Consider the following 18,729-nt stretch of genomic DNA (forward strand, 5'->3'; position numbering starts at 1 on the left):
ACGCAGATTCTTTCTTGTAATACTTTTGTAACAAAACAAAAAAACAGATATGTAGAATGGCTTATCATCGCCATTTCTACATATCTGCCCGTTTTAGTCATTTAATCATTTTTTCAAGAATCCATTGACTTCTTTTTCCGGAAGCGTGCTAAGAATTCATAGACGATCGGAACGATAAGGAGTGTCAACAACGTCGAACTTGTCAGTCCACCGATGACCGTCACGCCTAATCCTTTTGAAATCAATGCGCCGCCTTCAAGGCCAAGGGCAAGTGGTGCAAGGGCACCAATCGTCGCGAGAGCTGTCATCAAGATTGGACGTAAACGTGTACCTGCCGCATCGAGTAACGCTTCACGCGTCGATAAACCTTCCGCTTCTTTATGAATGACACGGTCGATTAGGACGATCGCATTCGTCACGACGATCCCGATCAGCATCAAGGCACCAATCAAGGACGATACAGAAATCGTCTCTCCTGTAATCAGAAGTGCAACGAGCCCTCCGATGATTGCGAACGGAAGCGAGAACAAGATGACGAGTGGTGTCAATGCTCCTCCGAACGTAATGACAAGGACGAGATAGACGATGGCTACAGCTGCAGCCATTGCTAGACCGAGTTGTGTGAACGATTCCTGAATCTGTTCTGTGACCCCACCTTGCTCATATGAGACACCTGTCGGACGATCGATATTCTTGACAGATTTTTCAATCGCTTGGGAAGCTTCTGTCGCTTTATCCGTTTTCAATTCTGCTGTCACAGTAGCGACGAGTTTTCCGTCACGTTCATTGAGCGAATCTGGTGTCGTTCCTTTTTTCACTTCAACGAAATCGGACAGCTTACGAACGCCAAGTGGTGTCACGACGTCTGTCTCCTCCAAGTCTCGGATCGAATCATATGTCGTCTGTTCGTTTGGAACGATGACATCAAGTTCTTTCCCATCTACCTTAATAGTAGAAAGTGGTTTTTCCTCTCCCTGGACATTCGCAATACCCTGCGCAAGCTGTGCTGTTGATACACCGAATTCAGCCGCTTTTTGCTGATCGACTTCGAACGTGTACTGCGTATAGGCTTCTTTTAGATCTGTCGTTACTTTTCGAACATATTTCGTTTCGCCTTCGATCGCATCGACGAATTTCGGTGTGACTTTTTCTAAATCTTCGATATTGTTCGCGAAGATCGAATACGAGACGCCTGACGACGCAGCTCCACCACTAAAGTCTTGCTCTTTCCATTCACCTGTCGGAATATCAGCATTCAACTGCTTGATCGCTGTCTGCTTAACATCTGCGAAATCTTCTGTGTCTGGATCATACTGGACGATGAAGACACCTTGTTTCGTATTCCCTGGGTTCAATGGGTTTTCTCCACCGACTGTGAATTGAAGATTATCGATATTTTTTTGTTTGTTGAAATAATCTTCTGCTTGGTCAGCTGCTTTTAATGAATCATCAAGTGTTTGACCTGGTTTTGGATTGTACGTGACGTAGAGTGTTTTTTCTCCTTCTTGATTCAAGAAGTTGACACCAATCGTTGGTACAAGTGCAAAACTTCCGATCAACAGTAGGACGGAAAGACCAAAGACGATGAGTTTATGGTTTAACGACCAATTCAGCATACGACGATATCCGTTCGCTAGCTTTCCGCCTTCTTCTTTTTCTGGTTTTGGTGCTTTACCACGCTTAAAGAGCGAGTCCGCAAACATCGGAACGACCGTGACCGCTACGATCAAGGACGCGAACAGTGCAAAGACGACTGTCAATGCGAACGGTAAGAAGAGTTCTCCGACGAATCCCGTAACGAATCCGAGTGGTAAGAATACAGCAATCGTAACGACCGTTGACGATGCGATTGGAATGAATACCTCTCGTGTTGCACTGATGATCAGTTCTTTTCCTTTTAGCTTTTCCGTCGGATCTGTTAAACGACGATAAATATTTTCGATGACGACGATCGAATCATCAACAACGCGACCAATCGCGACCGTCATTGCCCCAAGCGTCATGATATTTAAGGAAATATCCATCTGCTTCAGTACAAGAATCGCCATCAGAAGTGATAGTGGAATCGAAATGACTGCGATGATCGTTGACTTGATATTTCGAAGGAACAGCAAGATGATGACGATCGCGAATAATGCACCAATCAGCGCCTTACTAATCATCGTTGAAACGGATTCCTCGATTGGTTTCCCTTGATCAAGTGTTACAGATGCATTGACTGATCCATTTTCTTTTTCAAAGTCTTTAATCGTCTGCTTCACTGCGTTGACGACATCAACCGTATTTGCGTCCTGCGACTTTGTGACTTGAACACCAATCGATCGTTCACCGTTCGAACGAGAAATCGATTCTTCAATCCCTTTGTCTTCAATCGTTGCGACTTGCGACAGCGTGACAGTTGGTACTTCTGTTGGTGCTTGTGTTGCTTGTCCTGACGTAGCACCTGTCGATGGTGTCGTTTGGGATGCAGCACCTCCTGTCGCTGCTGGTGCTTGTCCTGCTTGTCCTGCTTGTCCTGCTTGTCCTGCTTGTCCTGCTTGTCCTGCTTCAGGAGTATTCGCTGCTGGCGGTGTATAGGGAAGACGAAGATCTTTTAATTCCTTGACCGTCGTTGCTTTACCATCTAGTACGACCGCCTGTTCTTTATCTCCTAGCTCGTACAAACCAAGCGCTAAACGTGAATCATTAGCTTGAATTAATTGTTTTGCATTCTCTTCTGTTAAACCGTAACGTTCGAGTTTTTTCTCATCAAATCGAATCTCAATTCGACGAATTTCTTGACCTGCGACTTGAACCGTTTGAGCACCTTCGATTCCCTCAAGTTTTGGTTGGAGTTCATTTTCAACGAGTTTCGTTAACTCGGACAGGGAACGTTCCTTGTCTGAGACAGCAAAACCGATGACTGGGAATGCATCAAAAGAAATCCGTGATACTTGTGGCTCCTGGACACCTTCTGGTAATTCGACGTTTGAAAGAGCTTCTTTTACCTTTTGCTCTGCTTCTTCCATGTCCGTACTGAAGTTATAGTCGATTTGTAAGTTCGATGCATTTTGGAAGGACGTCGAACGTACAGTATCGACCCCTGGTAAATTTTCGACCTTACTTTCAAGTTCTCGACTGACTTCATCTAGTACCTGTTCTGGTGTAGCACCTGGATAAATCGTCGTCACGGACACGGTTGGTGTCGTGATGTCTGGCAACGTCTCAAGCTTCATCGATGTTCCCGCATAAATGCCGGCAACCGTGATGATGATCGTCATGAGCCAGAGGGCAAACTTATTGTTTACCGAAAACTGGATGATCTTTTTCATCGTATGGTTCTCCCTCACTCTTCAATTTGTTTGTCTAATCGTCGTGCACGTTCTATCAATTGCTGAATCAATCGTTGTCGAACAGTCGGAGAAGGAGCGCCGAACTGAAAATGCTCAGACAACTTCAAACCGTCTAACGTAAAGCGAATCGACAATACCTCAACCGGATCCATCTGTTCGGTCAGTTGGCGGAAGAAATGCTCCGCTTGTCGTTTTCGTTCCTCGACGAACGTCGCATGGTCCTTTAACAAGGACAACAAGTAAAGAAGCGCATCCATGTCGAGATGGAACTCCTCTTGCTGCTGAATTTGCAACGTCACAAACGCTTCCATCGGTCCCATCGTCAACTGATGTTGTTCGTATAGTTCGAATTGACGTGCTTCTTGCGCCTCGATGACACCCATTAGCAACGCTTCTTTCGAAGAAAAATGATACAACAGTCCACCCTTTGAGACATTCGCTTGTTTCGCGACTTCATCGAGCGTTAGCTGCGTAAAGCCTTGTTGCAATATAATCGCCGTCGTTGCCTCAAGAATCCGGCGACGGGTCTCTTGTGCTTTTGCACTAGCCAAAAGCCTCCCCCTTTTCCTGTTTATTTTACTGTACCGTCTGGACGGTTTCTTTTTATAGTGTACGGATTCTCATTTCGAGATGCAATCGCTTTGCTTATGTTTCACGTGAAACTTTCGTGAACGAAAAAACGCTTACGCATTTCATTGTACGTAAGCGTTCTCCAATAGATTATTCGTCCGCTTCACGCGCGCTCTCTCGCAACGCCGCTTGCATCGTTTCGAACAGATGACGCTCCCGTAGTACTTGAACACCACGATCCGTCGGTCCACCAGGTGCTGCAACGTCAGCAATGAGACGATCCGTACTCGCTTCAGAATGCATAAGAATCTCAGCCGAACCTTTCATCGCTTGAGCAACAATCCGGCGTGCGTCTCCTGAGTCAAAACCAGCATCCGTTAAAACGGGTATCATACCAGCTATGATTTCATAAAAGAAAGCAGGACTACATCCGGCCGCCGCCATGAACGCTGGCATCGTCGATTCATTCGCTTCTGCGATTTCGCCGACCCGTTCAAATAATGCCTCGACTACACTTCGCTTCTCTTCGTTCACACGTGAGCCGAACCATAGTCCAGTCATTCCTAAACGGTGTGCGACTGGTGTATTCGGCATGGCAGCGACTGTCGGACATTTTGCCAACTGTTCGATTTCATGCGGAGTAATGTGAGCAGCAATCGAAACAATCATTTGATTCGTCCACTGTTGATTTGCTACATAGTCGAGTACACCATCGGGCTGCATGCCTAGCATGACGATATCGTATAAGGAGACATCTTCCTGTTCAACAGTCTGAACACCGTGTCTTGCTGCGACTTCCGTCAATCGTGTCCCGCCACTTCGGTTCGTCATCGTAACATCCTCTCGCGCAAATCCAGAAGCGACCCATCCTTGAACGAGCGCCTCACTCATTGCACCGGCTCCTACTATTAATAGTTTCATCATATATCCTTCCTTTCCCTCAAAAAAAAGACCAGTCATGAACTGGTCTTGTGCGGGTCCATTATACACGAACGGCTAAATCTTCGACAGCAACGACACGAAGTCCCTTGTCGTCAAGTTTCTTGACGATTTTTTTCTTCGTCTTCTCGTCACAATCCGTCGGTAGCGTAATCAACACTCGACGCATGACACTACTTTTTGCATCAAGCGTCATCAGACTCGCGACTGTTGAATACTTGTTGACGATTTTCGAGATCTTCTCGAGTGCCCCTTTTTGTTCGCTCAACGCTACTGTCAGAACGTAACTCCCAGAATCACGATTCCACGCTTCTTCGAGCATTCCAAGCATCTTTCCGTGCGGTAAAATACCGAAGAAATGACCATCATCATTTAAGACTGCAATATACGGTAGTTCTTTGATTGAAAAGAAGACTTCAAAGAAATTGCTTCCTGTATAGATGTATTTGGATGTATTCTTAATCAGCGACATGACATTATCGTCTAGACTGCCACCATTCATCCCGTGCCGATAGATATGCATCTTATAGATGTTCCCCTTGAAGTCCTGTCCTGTCTGATCAAGAACGGGAACACAACGGTATCCGGTCTTTTCAAGTGTGTCGAGTGCTTCACGGATCGTTGCTGTTTCGGAAATCGTGACACATTGATGTTTCGGGATACATAAACTTTGAACGAGCATAATAAAACCCTCCTCTTTTACCTACTTACGCAGACTTAATCATATCATTCGATTTTCGTGCGCTATATCCTCTTTTCCCACTTCTGATGCGCTTCTACTCTTACAATCACAAGACAAATCCTATTCATCGCAACATAATCCAACCTATTTCAATCAAGTACACAACAAAATACTCATTGTCAGACAATTTATTAAATCAACAATCCCCTTCATATTAAGATTTATTAAGATTTCGTAAAGACGCTTCATAAATGTATTCTTTTACAATATCGTCTGCTACAATCGAACTCGTGAAGTTACTTCACTAATTCTATTCTTGTTCTTAATATGGAGGCAGAAGAAATGTTTAGTAAAAAACAAGATCCATTTGCAGTGAAATTATCAGAAATCGCAGGACACTTAAAAACGACTTCGCAATTCTTCGTTGACTTTAAAATCAACGGCATCGCGGATGTAAAAGAATTTGCCCATAAAGTAAAAGACTTCGAAACAGCTGGGGATGAGTTAATGCACCAGTTGATCATCGACTTGAACAATGCGTTCATCACACCAATTGACCGTGAAGACTTACTCGCACTTGCTAATGCACTTGATGATGTCTTAGACGGCTTTGAAGAATGTTCAGCAATCTTCGAAATCTACAATATCGTTCAAGCAGATGAGCACATGGTTAAATTCGTTGATGAGATCAACATCGCTGTCTCAGAACTTGCTATGTCAATGGATCTTCTCGTTGCCCGTAAATTGCAACCGATGCGTGAACACGTCATCAAAATTAAAGAACAAGAAACGATTTGTGATAACTTACGTCGTAAATCAATCAAAGCATTGTTCGCAACAGAAACAGATCCGATCAAAATCATTCAATACAAAGAAATCTATGAATCGCTCGAATCAATCGCGGACTACTGCCAAGATGCAGCTAACGTCATTGAAACGATCATCATGAAAAACGCTTAAGTGAGGAGCTAACGAGATGGATAGCCTGTTTATCATCACCGCCATAATCGTGATTCTCGCACTTAGCTTCGACTTCATCAACGGTTTCCACGATACAGCGAACTCGATCGCGACTTCGGTGTCGACTCGTGCTTTGAAACCACGTCATGCCATCATCTTGGCTGCATCGATGAACTTCCTAGGTGCAATCACGTTCACTGGAGTCGCAAAAACGATTTCTGGTGATATCGTTGACCCGTCAACACTCGAACATGGTAGCTACGTCGTCATCGCTGCCTTGATTTCAGCGATTGCCTGGAACCTTTTGACTTGGTACTTCGGTATTCCGTCAAGTTCTTCGCATACACTGATTGGTTCGATTGCCGGTGCCGCTGTGGCATCTGTCGGATTCGGTGGAATCGAAGCAAAAGGATTCTTAAAGATCATTCAAGCTCTATTGATTTCACCTGTTCTCGCATTTACACTCGGTTTCATCGTTTATGCAATCTTTAAGGTCATCTTCAAAAAAGGAAACTTGGCGAAGACGAATCGTCGCTTCCGTCATGTCCAAATTGCTACCGCTGCTTTGCAGTCGTATACACACGGTACGAACGACGCACAAAAAGCGATGGGGATCATTACGCTCGCTTTGATCTCATCTGGTTATCAAACGGACCACGAAGTTGCCACTTGGGTTAAACTCTCTTGTGCGATCGCAATGGGTCTTGGAACATCTGTCGGTGGATGGCGCATCATCAAAACCGTTGGTGGTCAAATCATGAAAATCCGTCCAGTCAACGGTGTTGCAGCTGACTTAACATCAGCAGCGATCATCTTTGGTGCAACGGCGATTCATCTTCCGGTTTCGACGACACACGTCATCTCTTCTGCCATCTTGGGTGTAGGTACATCGCACCGTAAGAAAGGTGTCAAGTGGGGAACAGCACAACGCATGCTTATCACATGGGTCATCACATTGCCGATTTCAATGGCTTTCGCTGCTTTGATCTACTACATTCTCGACTTCTTATTCATTAAATAAGTACTTGCCCCACCTATTCAAAAGAGGTGGGGTTTTGTGTACGTTAAAAGCGTCGATAGTTGTTGTTTTTCCCATAATTCGCTATGATGAAGAACAAGAAGGATTGTCTATTTCTTTAGGAGGAATGCCCCATGACAAAACGTAAAGCCTTAACGATTGCCGGTTCCGACACGAGTGGTGGAGCTGGTATTCAAGCTGATTTGAAGACGTTCCAAGAACTTGGTGTCTATGGAATGAATGCCTTGACGGTCATCGTCGCACAAGACCCTGATCATTCTTGGCACCACGCGGTTTACCCAATCGACACAGAACTCGTCCGGACACAAATCCATACGGTCCTTGGAGGTATTGGTGTTGATGCGATGAAGACGGGAATGCTCCCGACTGTCGAAATCATTGAAGCCGTTGCTGAAAAAATTAAATCTTCCGGCGTCCAAAACGTCGTCATCGATCCTGTCATGGTCTGTAAAGGCGAAGACGAGGTGTTGAATCCTGATACAGCGAATGCACTTCGCGATGTCCTGACACCGCTTGCGACTGTCGTCACTCCGAACGTCTTCGAAGCAGGACAATTGTCCGGTCTCGGCAAAACGCCGTCAACGATCGACGAGATGAAACTTGCAGCAGCGCGGATTCACGAAAAAGGTGCGCAATACGTTCTTGTCAAAGGTGGCAGTAAGATTGATCATCCACAAGCAGTTGACGTGCTTTATGACGGAAAAGAGTTTATCCTGATTGAGGACGAACGAATCGAGACACCGTACACGCACGGTGCTGGCTGCACGTACTCTGCAGCAATCACGGCCGAACTCGCAAAAGGTGCATCGGTAGAAGCCGCTGTCCGTACAGCAAAATCTTTCATCACTTCTGCGATTCGTCATTCATTCCGTTTGAATGAATACGTTGGACCAACTGATCACGCTGCACATCGTACAGTCCAGTCTTGATCCGCTCAAGAAGTCCGCGATATCCGCGGGCTTCTTTCTGTATAGGAGAGGAGAATAATTTATGCAAGCCATTGATTTACAAGAGATTCAACACTATATCGACGCGCATGCGAATACACCGTTATATGTACATGTCGAAACGACGAACGGGGCATACGCCACGCACCAGGATCCAACATTCCATAGTGCGGGTATGTTTTTCCGTAATGCGGAAATCACTTACGAACGGGGTCTGATCACAGGAAACGGACCTTACCGGATTGGTCTTAAGCTAGCACATGGTTGGTTATACGGAGAAGGCTTGACTGACTTTGAATTCGCTGGGGATCAATTATTGATCGCGGGTCACGATGTCGAAGGACGTCTTGCGATTGCTTTTGAACTCAGCCCGACACCATTCGCTCAAGGCGCAGAGGAGGTAGACGCATGACACACGAAGATCATTTACTCGTCGTCTTCCCTCATCCGGATGACGAAGCCTTCAGTTCTGCCGGTACAATCATCGAGCACGCTGAAAATCGTGGTCCTGTCACATACGCTTGTTTGACGCTTGGTGAGATGGGACGTAACATGGGTCGTCCTGTCTTTACGAACCGGGAACAGCTCGCAACGATTCGTAAACGTGAGTTGATCGATGCTGCTGAAAAAATGAAAATCTCGGATCTCCAAATGTGGGGACTTCGCGATAAGACCGTTGAATTCGAGGATGAAGCAGCGCTTGCTGATCGTATTCTTGCTTTGATTCAACAAACACGCCCGACTCGTTTGATTTCGTTCTATCCGGGTTACGCAGTCCATCCCGATCATGAAGCGACAGCCCGTGCCGTCGTTCGTGCACTTCGGATGATGGATGCTGCTGATCGCCCAGAGTTCCTTGCTGTCGCTTTTGCGAACAATACAAAAGAAGAGCTCGGAGAAGGAACATTCATTCATGATGTCAGTGCCTATACGGATCAAAAAATCAAAGCACTCGAAGCACATGCTTCACAAACCGGTGGTCTGATGAAAGTCATCTCGGAAGACTCGAACATTCGTGATTTACTTGTCAAAGAACGCTACTATCACTATCCGCTTTAATTTTTTTGAGAGATGCGCATCGTCAAATCGACGATACGCATCTCTTTTTTTGTCTTCATCAGAAAACGTCGACTTTTCGAACGGCTTCTGCTAGTGTGAATAGTTGAGACTACGTCTCCGGAGTTCGTAACCTCCTCCGTTATAAAAACTAGGAATGGAAGTGTACATTATGAAAAACGAACGTGCTCTTGTCGTCTTTAGTGGCGGCCAAGACTCAACGACTTGTCTGTTTCAGGCACTGAAACAGTATGAAGAAGTCGAAGTCGTGACGTTTAATTACGGACAACGTCATGCACAAGAACTCGAAGTCGCACGCGACATCGCCTCAGAGCTTGGTGTCAAACACCATGAGCTCGACCTCTCTCTTCTCAGTCAATTGACGAGTAATTCCTTGACTGACCACAGCCAAACCATCACAACGAACGAAGATGGTCTTCCTTCTACTTTTGTAGATGGACGGAACCACCTGTTTCTTTCGTTCGCAGCCGTCCTTGCGAAAGGACGTGGGATTCGTCACATCGTCACTGGCGTATGTGAAACAGACTTTTCCGGTTACCCAGACTGCCGTGATGCCTTCATCAAGTCACTCAACGTGACATTGAACCTTGCGATGGACTATCCATTCGTACTTCACACGCCACTCATGTGGCTCGACAAAAAGGAAACATGGGCGCTTGCCGACTCACTCGGCGCGTTTGATTTCGTTCGGAATCGGACGTTGACATGCTACAACGGTGTCATCGGAGATGGTTGTGGCGAATGCCCAGCCTGTGAATTACGTAAAAATGGATTAGATGCATACATCAAGGAGGTTCAACATACATGACATTCAACTACGAAGCACCTGAAACGGTCGAGCGCCCAACTGGCGACTCGCTTATCTATACGAAATCCCGCGTCATGATCGTCAAAAAACTGACGTTCGACGCAGCACACCACCTGTATGACTACGATGGAAAATGTCGTGCTCTTCACGGTCACACATACCACGTCGATATGGGGATCAGTGGCTTTCTTGATCACCGCGGTATGACACTCGATTTTGGTGACCTCAAAAAAATCTTTAAAACACATCTCGAACCGCTTCTCGATCACCGCTATCTGAATGAATCGTTGCCGTATATGAATACGACAGCCGAAAACATGGCGGCGTGGATTTTTGAGACACTCGGACAACACCTTCCAGATGAACGTGGACTTCGTGTCGAGTTCGTCAAACTCTATGAGACACCGACTGCCTTTGCTGAAGTTCGTCGTGAGTGGATGAACGAAGCATGAGTGCCTTAACGAAAACACCAAAAGTTCCGGTTCTCGAGATTTTCGGACCGACGTTCCAAGGAGAAGGACGATCAATCGGTCAAAAGACGATGTTCGTCCGGACGGGTGGTTGTGATTATTCCTGTTCGTGGTGCGACTCCGCCTTCACATGGGATGGTTCTGAAAAACCAGAACTGTTAACGGCTGAAACGATCATCGAACGGCTTGATGCACTCGGCTCTTACGGACATGTTACGATTTCAGGTGGAAATCCGTTACTTCATGCATCGATCGGTACATTGGTTGCAGCATTAAAAGAACGAAACGTCACGATGTCCGTTGAGACACAAGGTTCTTACTGGCAAAATTGGTTGCTCGATATCGATGACGTCACACTCAGTCCAAAACCACCTTCAAGTGGGATGAAGATTGATTTTGATCGCTTGGATGTTTTTTTCAAGCGTCTACCAGAACAACAGCGTGCGGTTAAAATCGTCATCTTTGATGAAGCAGATCTCGATTTCGCTGCGATGATTTCAGAGCGATATGCCTTAAAAATGCTCTATCTATCACTCGGAAATCCGGATCCGCAAGAAGAAGGTACGATTGCCCCACGGATGCTACACGATTTAAAAACACTTTGGGAACGCGTTGCTCGTGATGAACGTTTTAATCATGCACGTGTCCTACCACAACTACACGCCCTCGTTTTCGCGAACGATCGTGGCGTTTAAGGAGAAATGATTTATGCGCCCTGAAGATTTAAACGACTTATCGTTACTCGGCCAAAAAGCCGTTCCATACATTTTTGAATACCAACCCGAAGTACTCGAAGCATTCCCGAACCGTCATCCGGAAAACGATTACTTCGTTAAATTCAATGCACCAGAATTTACGAGTCTTTGCCCGATCACGAATCAACCGGACTTCGCGACGATTTACATCTCGTACATCCCGGACGAAAAACTCGTCGAGTCGAAGTCACTCAAGTTATATCTATTCAGCTTCCGCAACCACGGTGATTTCCATGAGAACTGTATCAACGTCATCGGAAAAGACCTTGTGAAGTTGATGGAACCACGTTACCTTGAAGTATGGGGCAAATTTACGCCACGCGGTGGAATCTCGATTGACCCGTACTACAATTACGGGAAGCCTGGTACAAAATATGAGCAGATGGCAGAGCATCGTCTATTTAATCACGATCTCTATCCTGAAACGATCGATAATCGTTAAGACGACTAAAAAAGGAACCGCGGAAAATTCCACGGTTCCTTTTTTTGATGCTTATCAACTAGATGGAAGGTCGATCAAGGTCGTACTATTTTGCTGACGGATGACTTCAGATGGCCAGATGTGCCGAAGTAAATGATCCGAAGGGACATGCAAGGCACGTGCCAGTCGCTCAATCATTGAAAAGGAGGGATGGGCAATGCTACTTTCGATACGTTGAATCATCTCGGGTGTCGTTTCGGTCAACTCAGCTAAAGTTTTCTGATCGAACTGGTGACGTTCTCTTAATGTACGAATACGCTGACCGTACTGCCCAATCGGTTGAATCACTTCTTTCATCCGCCAAACATCCTTTCTTTTTTGAAACCAGACAACGTTCACTGTAGTCTTATTCCCACTTTTTTTAAATCTGAACACCTTTCCGAATCATCAATTTTCTTTAGAAATAAAATTTCAAATATTTTTCTTGTAAAACACTAGCTTTTTAAAAAGTTATCGCTTACAATTCTATATGCAAACGGTTGCATTAATCGCTTACATTATTGCACTGTTCTTACACACATATTAGAGAAAAAGAGATACAAAGGAGTGAATGATCTTGAAAAATGCTATTTCGTTTGATTTTTGGCAAAAACTCGGTAAAGCTTTGATGGTCGTCATCGCCGTCATGCCTGCTGCAGGTATCATGATTTCGGTCGGGAAACTGATCGGTATGTACGGAGGCGACATCGCGTTAATGCAAACGATTGCCCGAATCGTTGAAGATTTAGGTTGGGCCATCATTACGAATCTCCACGTCTTATTCGCGGTTGCGATTGGTGGATCATGGGCAAAAGAACGTGCTGGTGGTGCGTTCGCGGCGTTACTCGCTTTCATTTTGATCAACCGTGTCACAGGAGCTATCTTCGGTGTCAATGCTGACATGATCGCGGATCCAAAAGCAACAGTCGATTCATTACTCGGTTCTGAGCTTATCGTAAAAGATTATTTCACTTCAGTTTTAGGCGCACCTGCGCTTAACATGGGCGTATTCGTCGGAATCATCTCTGGTTTCCTTGGTGCCGTTCTCTTTAATAAATTCTATAACTTCAGCAAGTTGCCAGATGCGCTTGCCTTCTTCAACGGAAAGCGTTTTGTTCCATTCGTCGTCATCGGTGGATCAGTCGTTGCAGCATTTGCTTTATCACTCGTTTGGCCGTTCGTCCAAGGATTATTGAATGACTTCGGGCGCTGGATTGCCTCTTCACGCGATTCTGCACCAATCATTGCACCGTTCGTATACGGTACACTCGAGCGTCTATTACTACCGTTTGGTCTGCATCACATGTTGACTGTTCCAATGAACTACACGGAGCTCGGTGGAACGTATAAAATCTTGACGGGAGCTGCTCAAGGCTCAACGGTTGCCGGTCAAGATCCACTTTGGTTAGCTTGGATCACTGACCTTGTCAACTTGAAACAAGCTGGCAACACACAAGGATATAACGACTTGATCAACAGCGTTGTTCCTGCCCGTTTCAAAGAAGGACAAGTCGTCACATCACTTGCTTCATTGATTGGTATTGCCCTTGCGATGTATATGTCGGTTGATGAAGATAAGAAAAAGGCGTACAAACCCGTCTTCTTATCTGCAGGACTTGCTGTCTTCTTAACAGGTGTCACAGAGCCAATCGAATTCATGTTCATGTTCATCGCTCCTGTCCTTTACGTCATCTATGCTGTACTAACAGGTGTTGCTTTCGCACTGGCAGATGTCATGCATCTTCGGATTCACGCCTTCGGTGCCATTGAACTTCTGACACGGATTCCTTTGATTGCAAAAGCAGGATTGATTGGTGATTTGATTCGCTTTATCGGTGTCTGTGTGTTCTTCTTCTTCTTAAACTTCTTTACGTTCCGCTTCGTCATCAAAAAGTTCAACTATGCGACACCAGGTCGTAACGGGAACTATCTTGATGACATCAACGTATCTACAACTGAAGCTTCAGGTGAGGCTGCTGCGACATCAGCTCCTGCCGACGGTTCACAAGCTTCACAAATCATCGATTTGCTTGGTGGACAGCAAAACATCGAAGACGTCGATGCTTGTATGACACGTCTCCGTGTCACTGTCAAAGATCCAGCGCTTGTCGCAAAAGAAGCAGACTGGAAAGCAAACGGTGCACTCGGTCTGATCCTTAAGAACAATGGCGTGCAAGCCATTTACGGTCCAAAAGCCGATATCTTAAAATCAGATATCCAAGACCGGATTGGCGCATAAACCTGCGAGATTAGGGAACTACCTAAAGGTGAAGCTCTTTCATAAGAGTTTCACCTTTCTTATTTGAAAAATCAGGAGGATCACTCATGCGTCTACTCACATTAAACTGTCATTCGTGGCAAGAAGAACAGCCTCTCGAAAAATTAAATCAAATCGTCCAACAGATCCTCGCTCAAGATTACGATGTCATCGCGCTGCAGGAAGTCAGTCAATTGATGGATACACCGATCGTCCATGACGATGTGCGCAATGACAATTTTGCTTATTTAATCCAGCAAGCCTTAAAAAAACAAGGGCAAACCTACTCTCTCGTTTGGGATTTCGCCCATATCGGATACGATAAATATGAAGAAGGACTCGCTCTTTTGACGAAACATCCGATTCTAAAGTCGGACAGTTATTATGTCAGCCGGAGTCAAGATACACTTGATTGGAAATCACGGAAAATCGTCCGTGCGACGATTCAAGTCGACGGGACACCGATTACATTCAACACCTGCCATCTCGGCTGGTGGGCAGATGAAGCAGAACCCTTCCAAGAACAGTTCAATCATTTGATGGCTAGGATGGATCCACTCGAATGGACGTTATTCCTTGGTGATTTCAACAACGATGCCTTAGAACGTGATACTGGTTATGATTATATGATGCAACGTGGATTACACGATGTTTTCCTGCTTGCTAAGGAAACAGTCGGGATCGAAACGATCAATGGTAATATCGATGGCTGGGAAGATAATCAACAAGGCTTGCGGATCGACCTCGTTTTATCGAATCGAAAGATTGATGTTGAACGTGTCGGTGTCGTGTTCGATGGGATTCACGGACCGATTGTTTCCGATCACTATGGCGTTGAAGTCGATATCTTGATTCAAAAAAATGAACATTGAGTATTGACAACGCTTTCTTTTCTCCTTTATGATGAAATCAAATCAATAGTGCGGATTGTGACAGTACGGCTGGCAAGACCGAAATGACACCTCGTTAGGAGAGGTGTCTTTCGGTCTTGCTTTTTTTGTCTCATCTCGCACGTTTCATGAAAAAGGAGGACTTTTCCGATGGATTATCAACAAACTGCTAAACGTGTGCTCGAACTCGTCGGTGGACGCGAAAACATCATCACTGCCGCTCATTGTGCGACACGCCTACGTCTTGTCCTGCATGATGAATCAAAGGTTGATCAAGCAGCACTTGAAGACTTGGATGGTGTCAGTGGTGCATTCTCAAGTTCTGGTCAATACCAGATCATCTTCGGAACCGGTACTGTCAATAAAGTATTTGCTGCTTTTGCACCGTTAGCTGGTGTACAAGTCGATGGAGAAGAACCACTCGACGTGAAAAAGGCTGCGTCTCAAAAATTAAATCCGTTCGCTCGTCTCGCTCGTTCCCTTTCGAACGTCTTCGTTCCACTCATTCCGGCAATCGTCGCTGCTGGTCTCTTGATGGGACTACTCGGTATGATCAAAGCATTCGGTTGGGTTGATGGCGATTCGCCAATCGTCCAATTGCTCGATATGTTCTCGTCTTCTGCTTTCATCATCTTACCGATTCTAATCGGTTTCTCGGCTGCTCGTGAATTTGGCGCGAATCCGTACCTCGGTGCCGTCATCGGGGGAATTATGACACACCCGTCCCTCTTGAATCCATGGACGCTTGGTAACAGTGATCCTGAAGTCATGAAGTTCCTCGGCATGAATATCGAATTAATCGGTTATCAAGGAACGGTCTTCCCGGTTCTCTTAACTGTTTGGGTTATGGCAAAAATCGAACAACAAGTTCGTAAGCGTACGCCAGAGACACTCGATCTACTTGTCACACCATTCGTCACGGTACTTGTCACTGGATTCCTGGCCTTGATCGTCATTGGTCCGATTGGAACATTACTCGGAAAAGGCATCTCATTCGTACTCGTCTTCTTCTACGAGCAGTTCTCGGTCGTCGCTGGTCTTCTCTTCGGTGGACTTTACTCGACGATCGTCATCACAGGAATGCATCACAGTTTCCATGCAATCGAAGCAGGTCTACTTGCCGATAAGAGTATCGGGAAGAACTTCCTCTTACCAATCTGGTCGATGGCGAACGTCGCCCAAGGTGGTGCTGGACTTGCTGTTTACTTCTTGACGAAGAACGTCAAACTCAAAGCACTTGCCCTACCGTCTGCGTTCTCGGCATTCTTAGGAATTACAGAACCAGTCATCTACGGTGTCAACTTACGCCTCGGAAAGCCGTTCATCGGTGGTGCGATCGGTGGCGCAATTGGCGGTGGTTACGTCGTATTGACGCAAGTTGCTGCGAACGCTTACGGATTGACGGGAATTCCAATGATCGCAATCGTTGCCCCACTTGGTGCGTCAAACTTAATCAACTACCTCGTTGGGTTTGCAATTGCTGTCGCTACTGCGTTCATCTCGACTGTCGTTCTCATGCGTCTTGATGCACGGAAACAAAAAGAAACAGACGTTGCTGCTTAATCCTTCATGCGACCAAACCGAGTCCACTGACTCGGTGGTCGCATTTGTCGGTTCGCAAAGGATCAGCATTCGCTTTATAATAAAGAAAAGATCAGAAAGGAGGACGTCAGGCTGATTATTCATAAGATCCTAAATAACAATGCTGTTGTCGTCAAAGAAAATGGACAGGAACGGATCGTCATGGGACCTGGAATCGCTTTTGGAAAAAAGAAGAAAGATCCGATTCAAGCAACGAAGATTGAAAAAATGTTCATCCCTTCTTTTGAAAATGCGGAGCAATTCAAAGAAATTCTGACAACGACACCACTTGAGATCATTGATTTATCGGAACGTATCATCTCACATGCAGAAGGTGAACTTCAGACACCATTTCATGACTATATTCATGTCAGTCTGACGGATCACCTTGCTCATGCTGTCCGGTTAGCACGTGAACAACTCGTCGTGCACAATCGACTAGCTGAAGAGATTCGCCTTTTATACGGACCGGAGTATGCGATCGGAGAATGGGCGGTCCTTGAAATCGAACGTGCCTTACAGGTCACTCTACCAAAAGAAGAAGCAGCGAACATCGCGCTTCACTTATATAATGCACGACAAATCCATCCGAACATGGCAACTGCCTTGCAGACGGTCACGTTACTCAATGAACTGCGCGAGCAGATTGAAGTCTTTTTTGGACAAACCATCGAAACCTCATCAATGACGTATTATCGTTTCTTCACGCATATGAAATTAGTCCTCGCCCGGATCGAACAAGGAGAAACACTACACGACATGGATGATGTGATTTTATCTGCCGTCAAAACCCGTTATGCTGATGCGTATGCCTGTGCGAGTCAGATGGGGAAGTGGCTGACGCTTGAACTCGATACACGTGTACCTGAATCGGAAATTGGCTATATGGCTTTACACATCGAACGGATTCGTCCCGATCTTGAAAGGAGTTCTACGTATGAAAATCTTTAGTTTAGGGGAAGCATTGATTGATTTGATTCCTCTTGATGCCGAAAACATGACATTTCAAAAAAATCCTGGCGGTGCTCCTGCCAATGTCTCTGTCGGACTCGCTCGATTAGGTGCTGACAGTTATTTTCTTGGAGCCGTCGGAAATGATTCGATGGGACATTTCTTGAAGGATACGTTACATCATTACGGTGTTCGTACTGATCATCTTGTCCACGATTCGACGCAAAAAACAGGACTAGTACTTGTCACGAACGGTCAGGATGGAGAACGATCGTTTGAATTCATTAATGCAGAGCGCGCTGATATGCAATTTCACGAGACACATGTTCCAGAGGACTTCACGTCTGTCGACTTATTGCATATCGGTTCTATCTCTTTGATCACTGGAGAAGCAGTCAAAGCGACACGTAAAGCCATCGCACGTGCGAAAGCACATCAAGTCCCAGTCTCATATGATCCGAACTTACGAGAGTCGTTATGGCCAAGTCTTGACGAAGCACGAACGACAATCCGGTCTGTTTTACCGGATGCCCAAATCGTTAAACTCGCCGAGGAAGAACTGACGTTTTTAACCGGACAAACGAATCTTGATGACGGGGCTGCCGAATTATTAGCCGAATATCCGATTCGCCTTCTTGCCATCACGCGAGGAAGCGAAGGTTCAATCCTCTATACGGATCGTGCGATGGCTGTCATCGATGCGATTACTGTCGATGCCATCGATACGACAGGAGCTGGAGATGCCTTCATGTCCGGCTTACTCTACCAATGTGCGTTACGCGATTTTTCGTTTGATTGGTCTGAAGATGAACTTCGTGATATCGGTCGATTCGCAGCGATTTCCGGTGGACTTGCTGCTTCCGTCAAAGGCGCGATGGCTGCTTTGCCAACGCTCGACGAAGTCGCACATCGCTTGAATTAAGATCGTTTCCATGAATAAAGGAGAGGAGGTGTCTACACACTTCCTCTCCTTTTTCGATGGATGAACACCTCTATCCAATCCCTCATGTT

At 45.7% G+C, this 18,729-nt stretch carries 19 protein-coding genes; 14 read left to right on the forward strand and 5 right to left on the reverse strand.

Annotated elements, in window-relative coordinates:
* Positions 1–113: 113 nt before the first annotated feature.
* The 4 genes from K6T22_RS15740 to cbpA form a co-directional block, all read right to left on the reverse strand.
* A complete protein-coding gene (locus K6T22_RS15740; RefSeq protein ID WP_238238177.1) occupies positions 114–3,311 on the reverse strand; it encodes an efflux RND transporter permease subunit in 3,198 nt (1,065 codons plus the stop codon).
* A gap of 14 nt (positions 3,312–3,325) precedes the next feature.
* On the reverse strand, positions 3,326–3,883 hold the full coding sequence (locus K6T22_RS15745; protein WP_238238178.1) for a TetR/AcrR family transcriptional regulator: 558 nt from the start codon (positions 3,881–3,883) through the stop codon (positions 3,326–3,328).
* A gap of 169 nt (positions 3,884–4,052) precedes the next feature.
* Positions 4,053–4,823 carry a pyrroline-5-carboxylate reductase family protein gene (locus K6T22_RS15750; protein WP_238238179.1) on the reverse strand — a complete coding sequence of 257 codons (771 nt, stop codon included), beginning with the start codon at positions 4,821–4,823 and terminating at the stop codon, positions 4,053–4,055.
* A 61-nt stretch (positions 4,824–4,884) separates the two neighbouring features.
* A complete protein-coding gene (gene cbpA / locus K6T22_RS15755) occupies positions 4,885–5,523 on the reverse strand; it encodes a cyclic di-AMP binding protein CbpA (protein WP_058704384.1) in 639 nt (212 codons plus the stop codon).
* A 342-nt stretch (positions 5,524–5,865) separates the two neighbouring features.
* On the opposite strand from cbpA, the gene K6T22_RS15760 reads away from it, so the two are divergent.
* From K6T22_RS15760 to queF, 9 genes are all read left to right on the forward strand, one after another.
* Positions 5,866–6,483 carry a DUF47 domain-containing protein gene (locus K6T22_RS15760; RefSeq protein ID WP_238238180.1) on the forward strand — a complete coding sequence of 206 codons (618 nt, stop codon included), beginning with the start codon at positions 5,866–5,868 and terminating at the stop codon, positions 6,481–6,483.
* A gap of 16 nt (positions 6,484–6,499) precedes the next feature.
* A complete protein-coding gene (locus K6T22_RS15765; protein WP_238238182.1) occupies positions 6,500–7,504 on the forward strand; it encodes an inorganic phosphate transporter in 1,005 nt (334 codons plus the stop codon).
* 131 nt (positions 7,505–7,635) lie between these two features.
* Complete coding sequence (gene pdxK / locus K6T22_RS15770; RefSeq protein WP_053452089.1) at positions 7,636–8,451, forward strand: pyridoxine/pyridoxal/pyridoxamine kinase; 816 nt, start codon at positions 7,636–7,638, stop codon at positions 8,449–8,451.
* A gap of 61 nt (positions 8,452–8,512) precedes the next feature.
* Positions 8,513–8,881: a YojF family protein gene (locus K6T22_RS15775; protein ID WP_238238184.1), complete on the forward strand. Its 369-nt coding sequence runs from the start codon at positions 8,513–8,515 to the stop codon at positions 8,879–8,881.
* Positions 8,878–9,528 (forward strand): bacillithiol biosynthesis deacetylase BshB2, encoded by a 651-nt coding sequence (gene bshB2, locus K6T22_RS15780; RefSeq protein WP_238238185.1) that lies wholly within the window; start codon positions 8,878–8,880, stop codon positions 9,526–9,528. Before K6T22_RS15775 ends, bshB2 begins: the two co-directional genes overlap by 4 nt.
* A gap of 169 nt (positions 9,529–9,697) precedes the next feature.
* Positions 9,698–10,354, forward strand: coding sequence for a 7-cyano-7-deazaguanine synthase QueC (gene queC, locus K6T22_RS15785; RefSeq protein ID WP_238238187.1), 657 nt, complete (start codon positions 9,698–9,700; stop codon positions 10,352–10,354).
* Positions 10,351–10,806 (forward strand): 6-carboxytetrahydropterin synthase QueD, encoded by a 456-nt coding sequence (gene queD / locus K6T22_RS15790; RefSeq protein WP_023469724.1) that lies wholly within the window; start codon positions 10,351–10,353, stop codon positions 10,804–10,806. Before queC ends, queD begins: the two co-directional genes overlap by 4 nt.
* Positions 10,803–11,519, forward strand: coding sequence for a 7-carboxy-7-deazaguanine synthase QueE (queE, locus tag K6T22_RS15795; RefSeq protein ID WP_238238188.1), 717 nt, complete (start codon positions 10,803–10,805; stop codon positions 11,517–11,519). The genes queD and queE overlap by 4 nt, the downstream gene beginning before the upstream one ends.
* A gap of 13 nt (positions 11,520–11,532) precedes the next feature.
* Entirely contained in the window at positions 11,533–12,021 is a 489-nt protein-coding gene (queF, locus tag K6T22_RS15800; RefSeq protein WP_023469726.1) for a preQ(1) synthase, read from the forward strand.
* Between the two features lie 54 nt (positions 12,022–12,075).
* Here queF and K6T22_RS15805 read toward each other — a convergent pair whose 3' ends face one another.
* Positions 12,076–12,357, reverse strand: coding sequence for a helix-turn-helix domain-containing protein (locus K6T22_RS15805; protein ID WP_238238190.1), 282 nt, complete (start codon positions 12,355–12,357; stop codon positions 12,076–12,078).
* Positions 12,358–12,610: 253 nt separating this feature from the next.
* On the opposite strand from K6T22_RS15805, the gene K6T22_RS15810 reads away from it, so the two are divergent.
* From K6T22_RS15810 to K6T22_RS15830, 5 genes are all read left to right on the forward strand, one after another.
* Positions 12,611–14,278 (forward strand): PTS transporter subunit IIBC, encoded by a 1,668-nt coding sequence (locus K6T22_RS15810; protein ID WP_238238192.1) that lies wholly within the window; start codon positions 12,611–12,613, stop codon positions 14,276–14,278.
* Between the two features lie 86 nt (positions 14,279–14,364).
* The gene (locus tag K6T22_RS15815) at positions 14,365–15,168 is read left to right on the forward strand and encodes an endonuclease/exonuclease/phosphatase family protein (protein WP_238238193.1); all 804 of its coding nucleotides are present in this window, start codon (positions 14,365–14,367) and stop codon (positions 15,166–15,168) included.
* A 168-nt stretch (positions 15,169–15,336) separates the two neighbouring features.
* Complete coding sequence (locus K6T22_RS15820) at positions 15,337–16,749, forward strand: sucrose-specific PTS transporter subunit IIBC (RefSeq protein ID WP_238238195.1); 1,413 nt, start codon at positions 15,337–15,339, stop codon at positions 16,747–16,749.
* 126 nt (positions 16,750–16,875) lie between these two features.
* Positions 16,876–17,718, forward strand: a complete 843-nt coding sequence (locus K6T22_RS15825; protein WP_238240138.1) for a PRD domain-containing protein — start codon at positions 16,876–16,878, stop codon at positions 17,716–17,718.
* A complete protein-coding gene (locus tag K6T22_RS15830) occupies positions 17,705–18,640 on the forward strand; it encodes a carbohydrate kinase family protein (RefSeq protein ID WP_238238197.1) in 936 nt (311 codons plus the stop codon). Before K6T22_RS15825 ends, K6T22_RS15830 begins: the two co-directional genes overlap by 14 nt.
* The last annotated feature ends 89 nt before the right edge of the window (positions 18,641–18,729 follow it).

It is taken from the genome of Exiguobacterium acetylicum, from assembly GCF_022170825.1.
GTDB classification, from domain to species: domain Bacteria; phylum Bacillota; class Bacilli; order Exiguobacteriales; family Exiguobacteriaceae; genus Exiguobacterium_A; species Exiguobacterium_A acetylicum_B.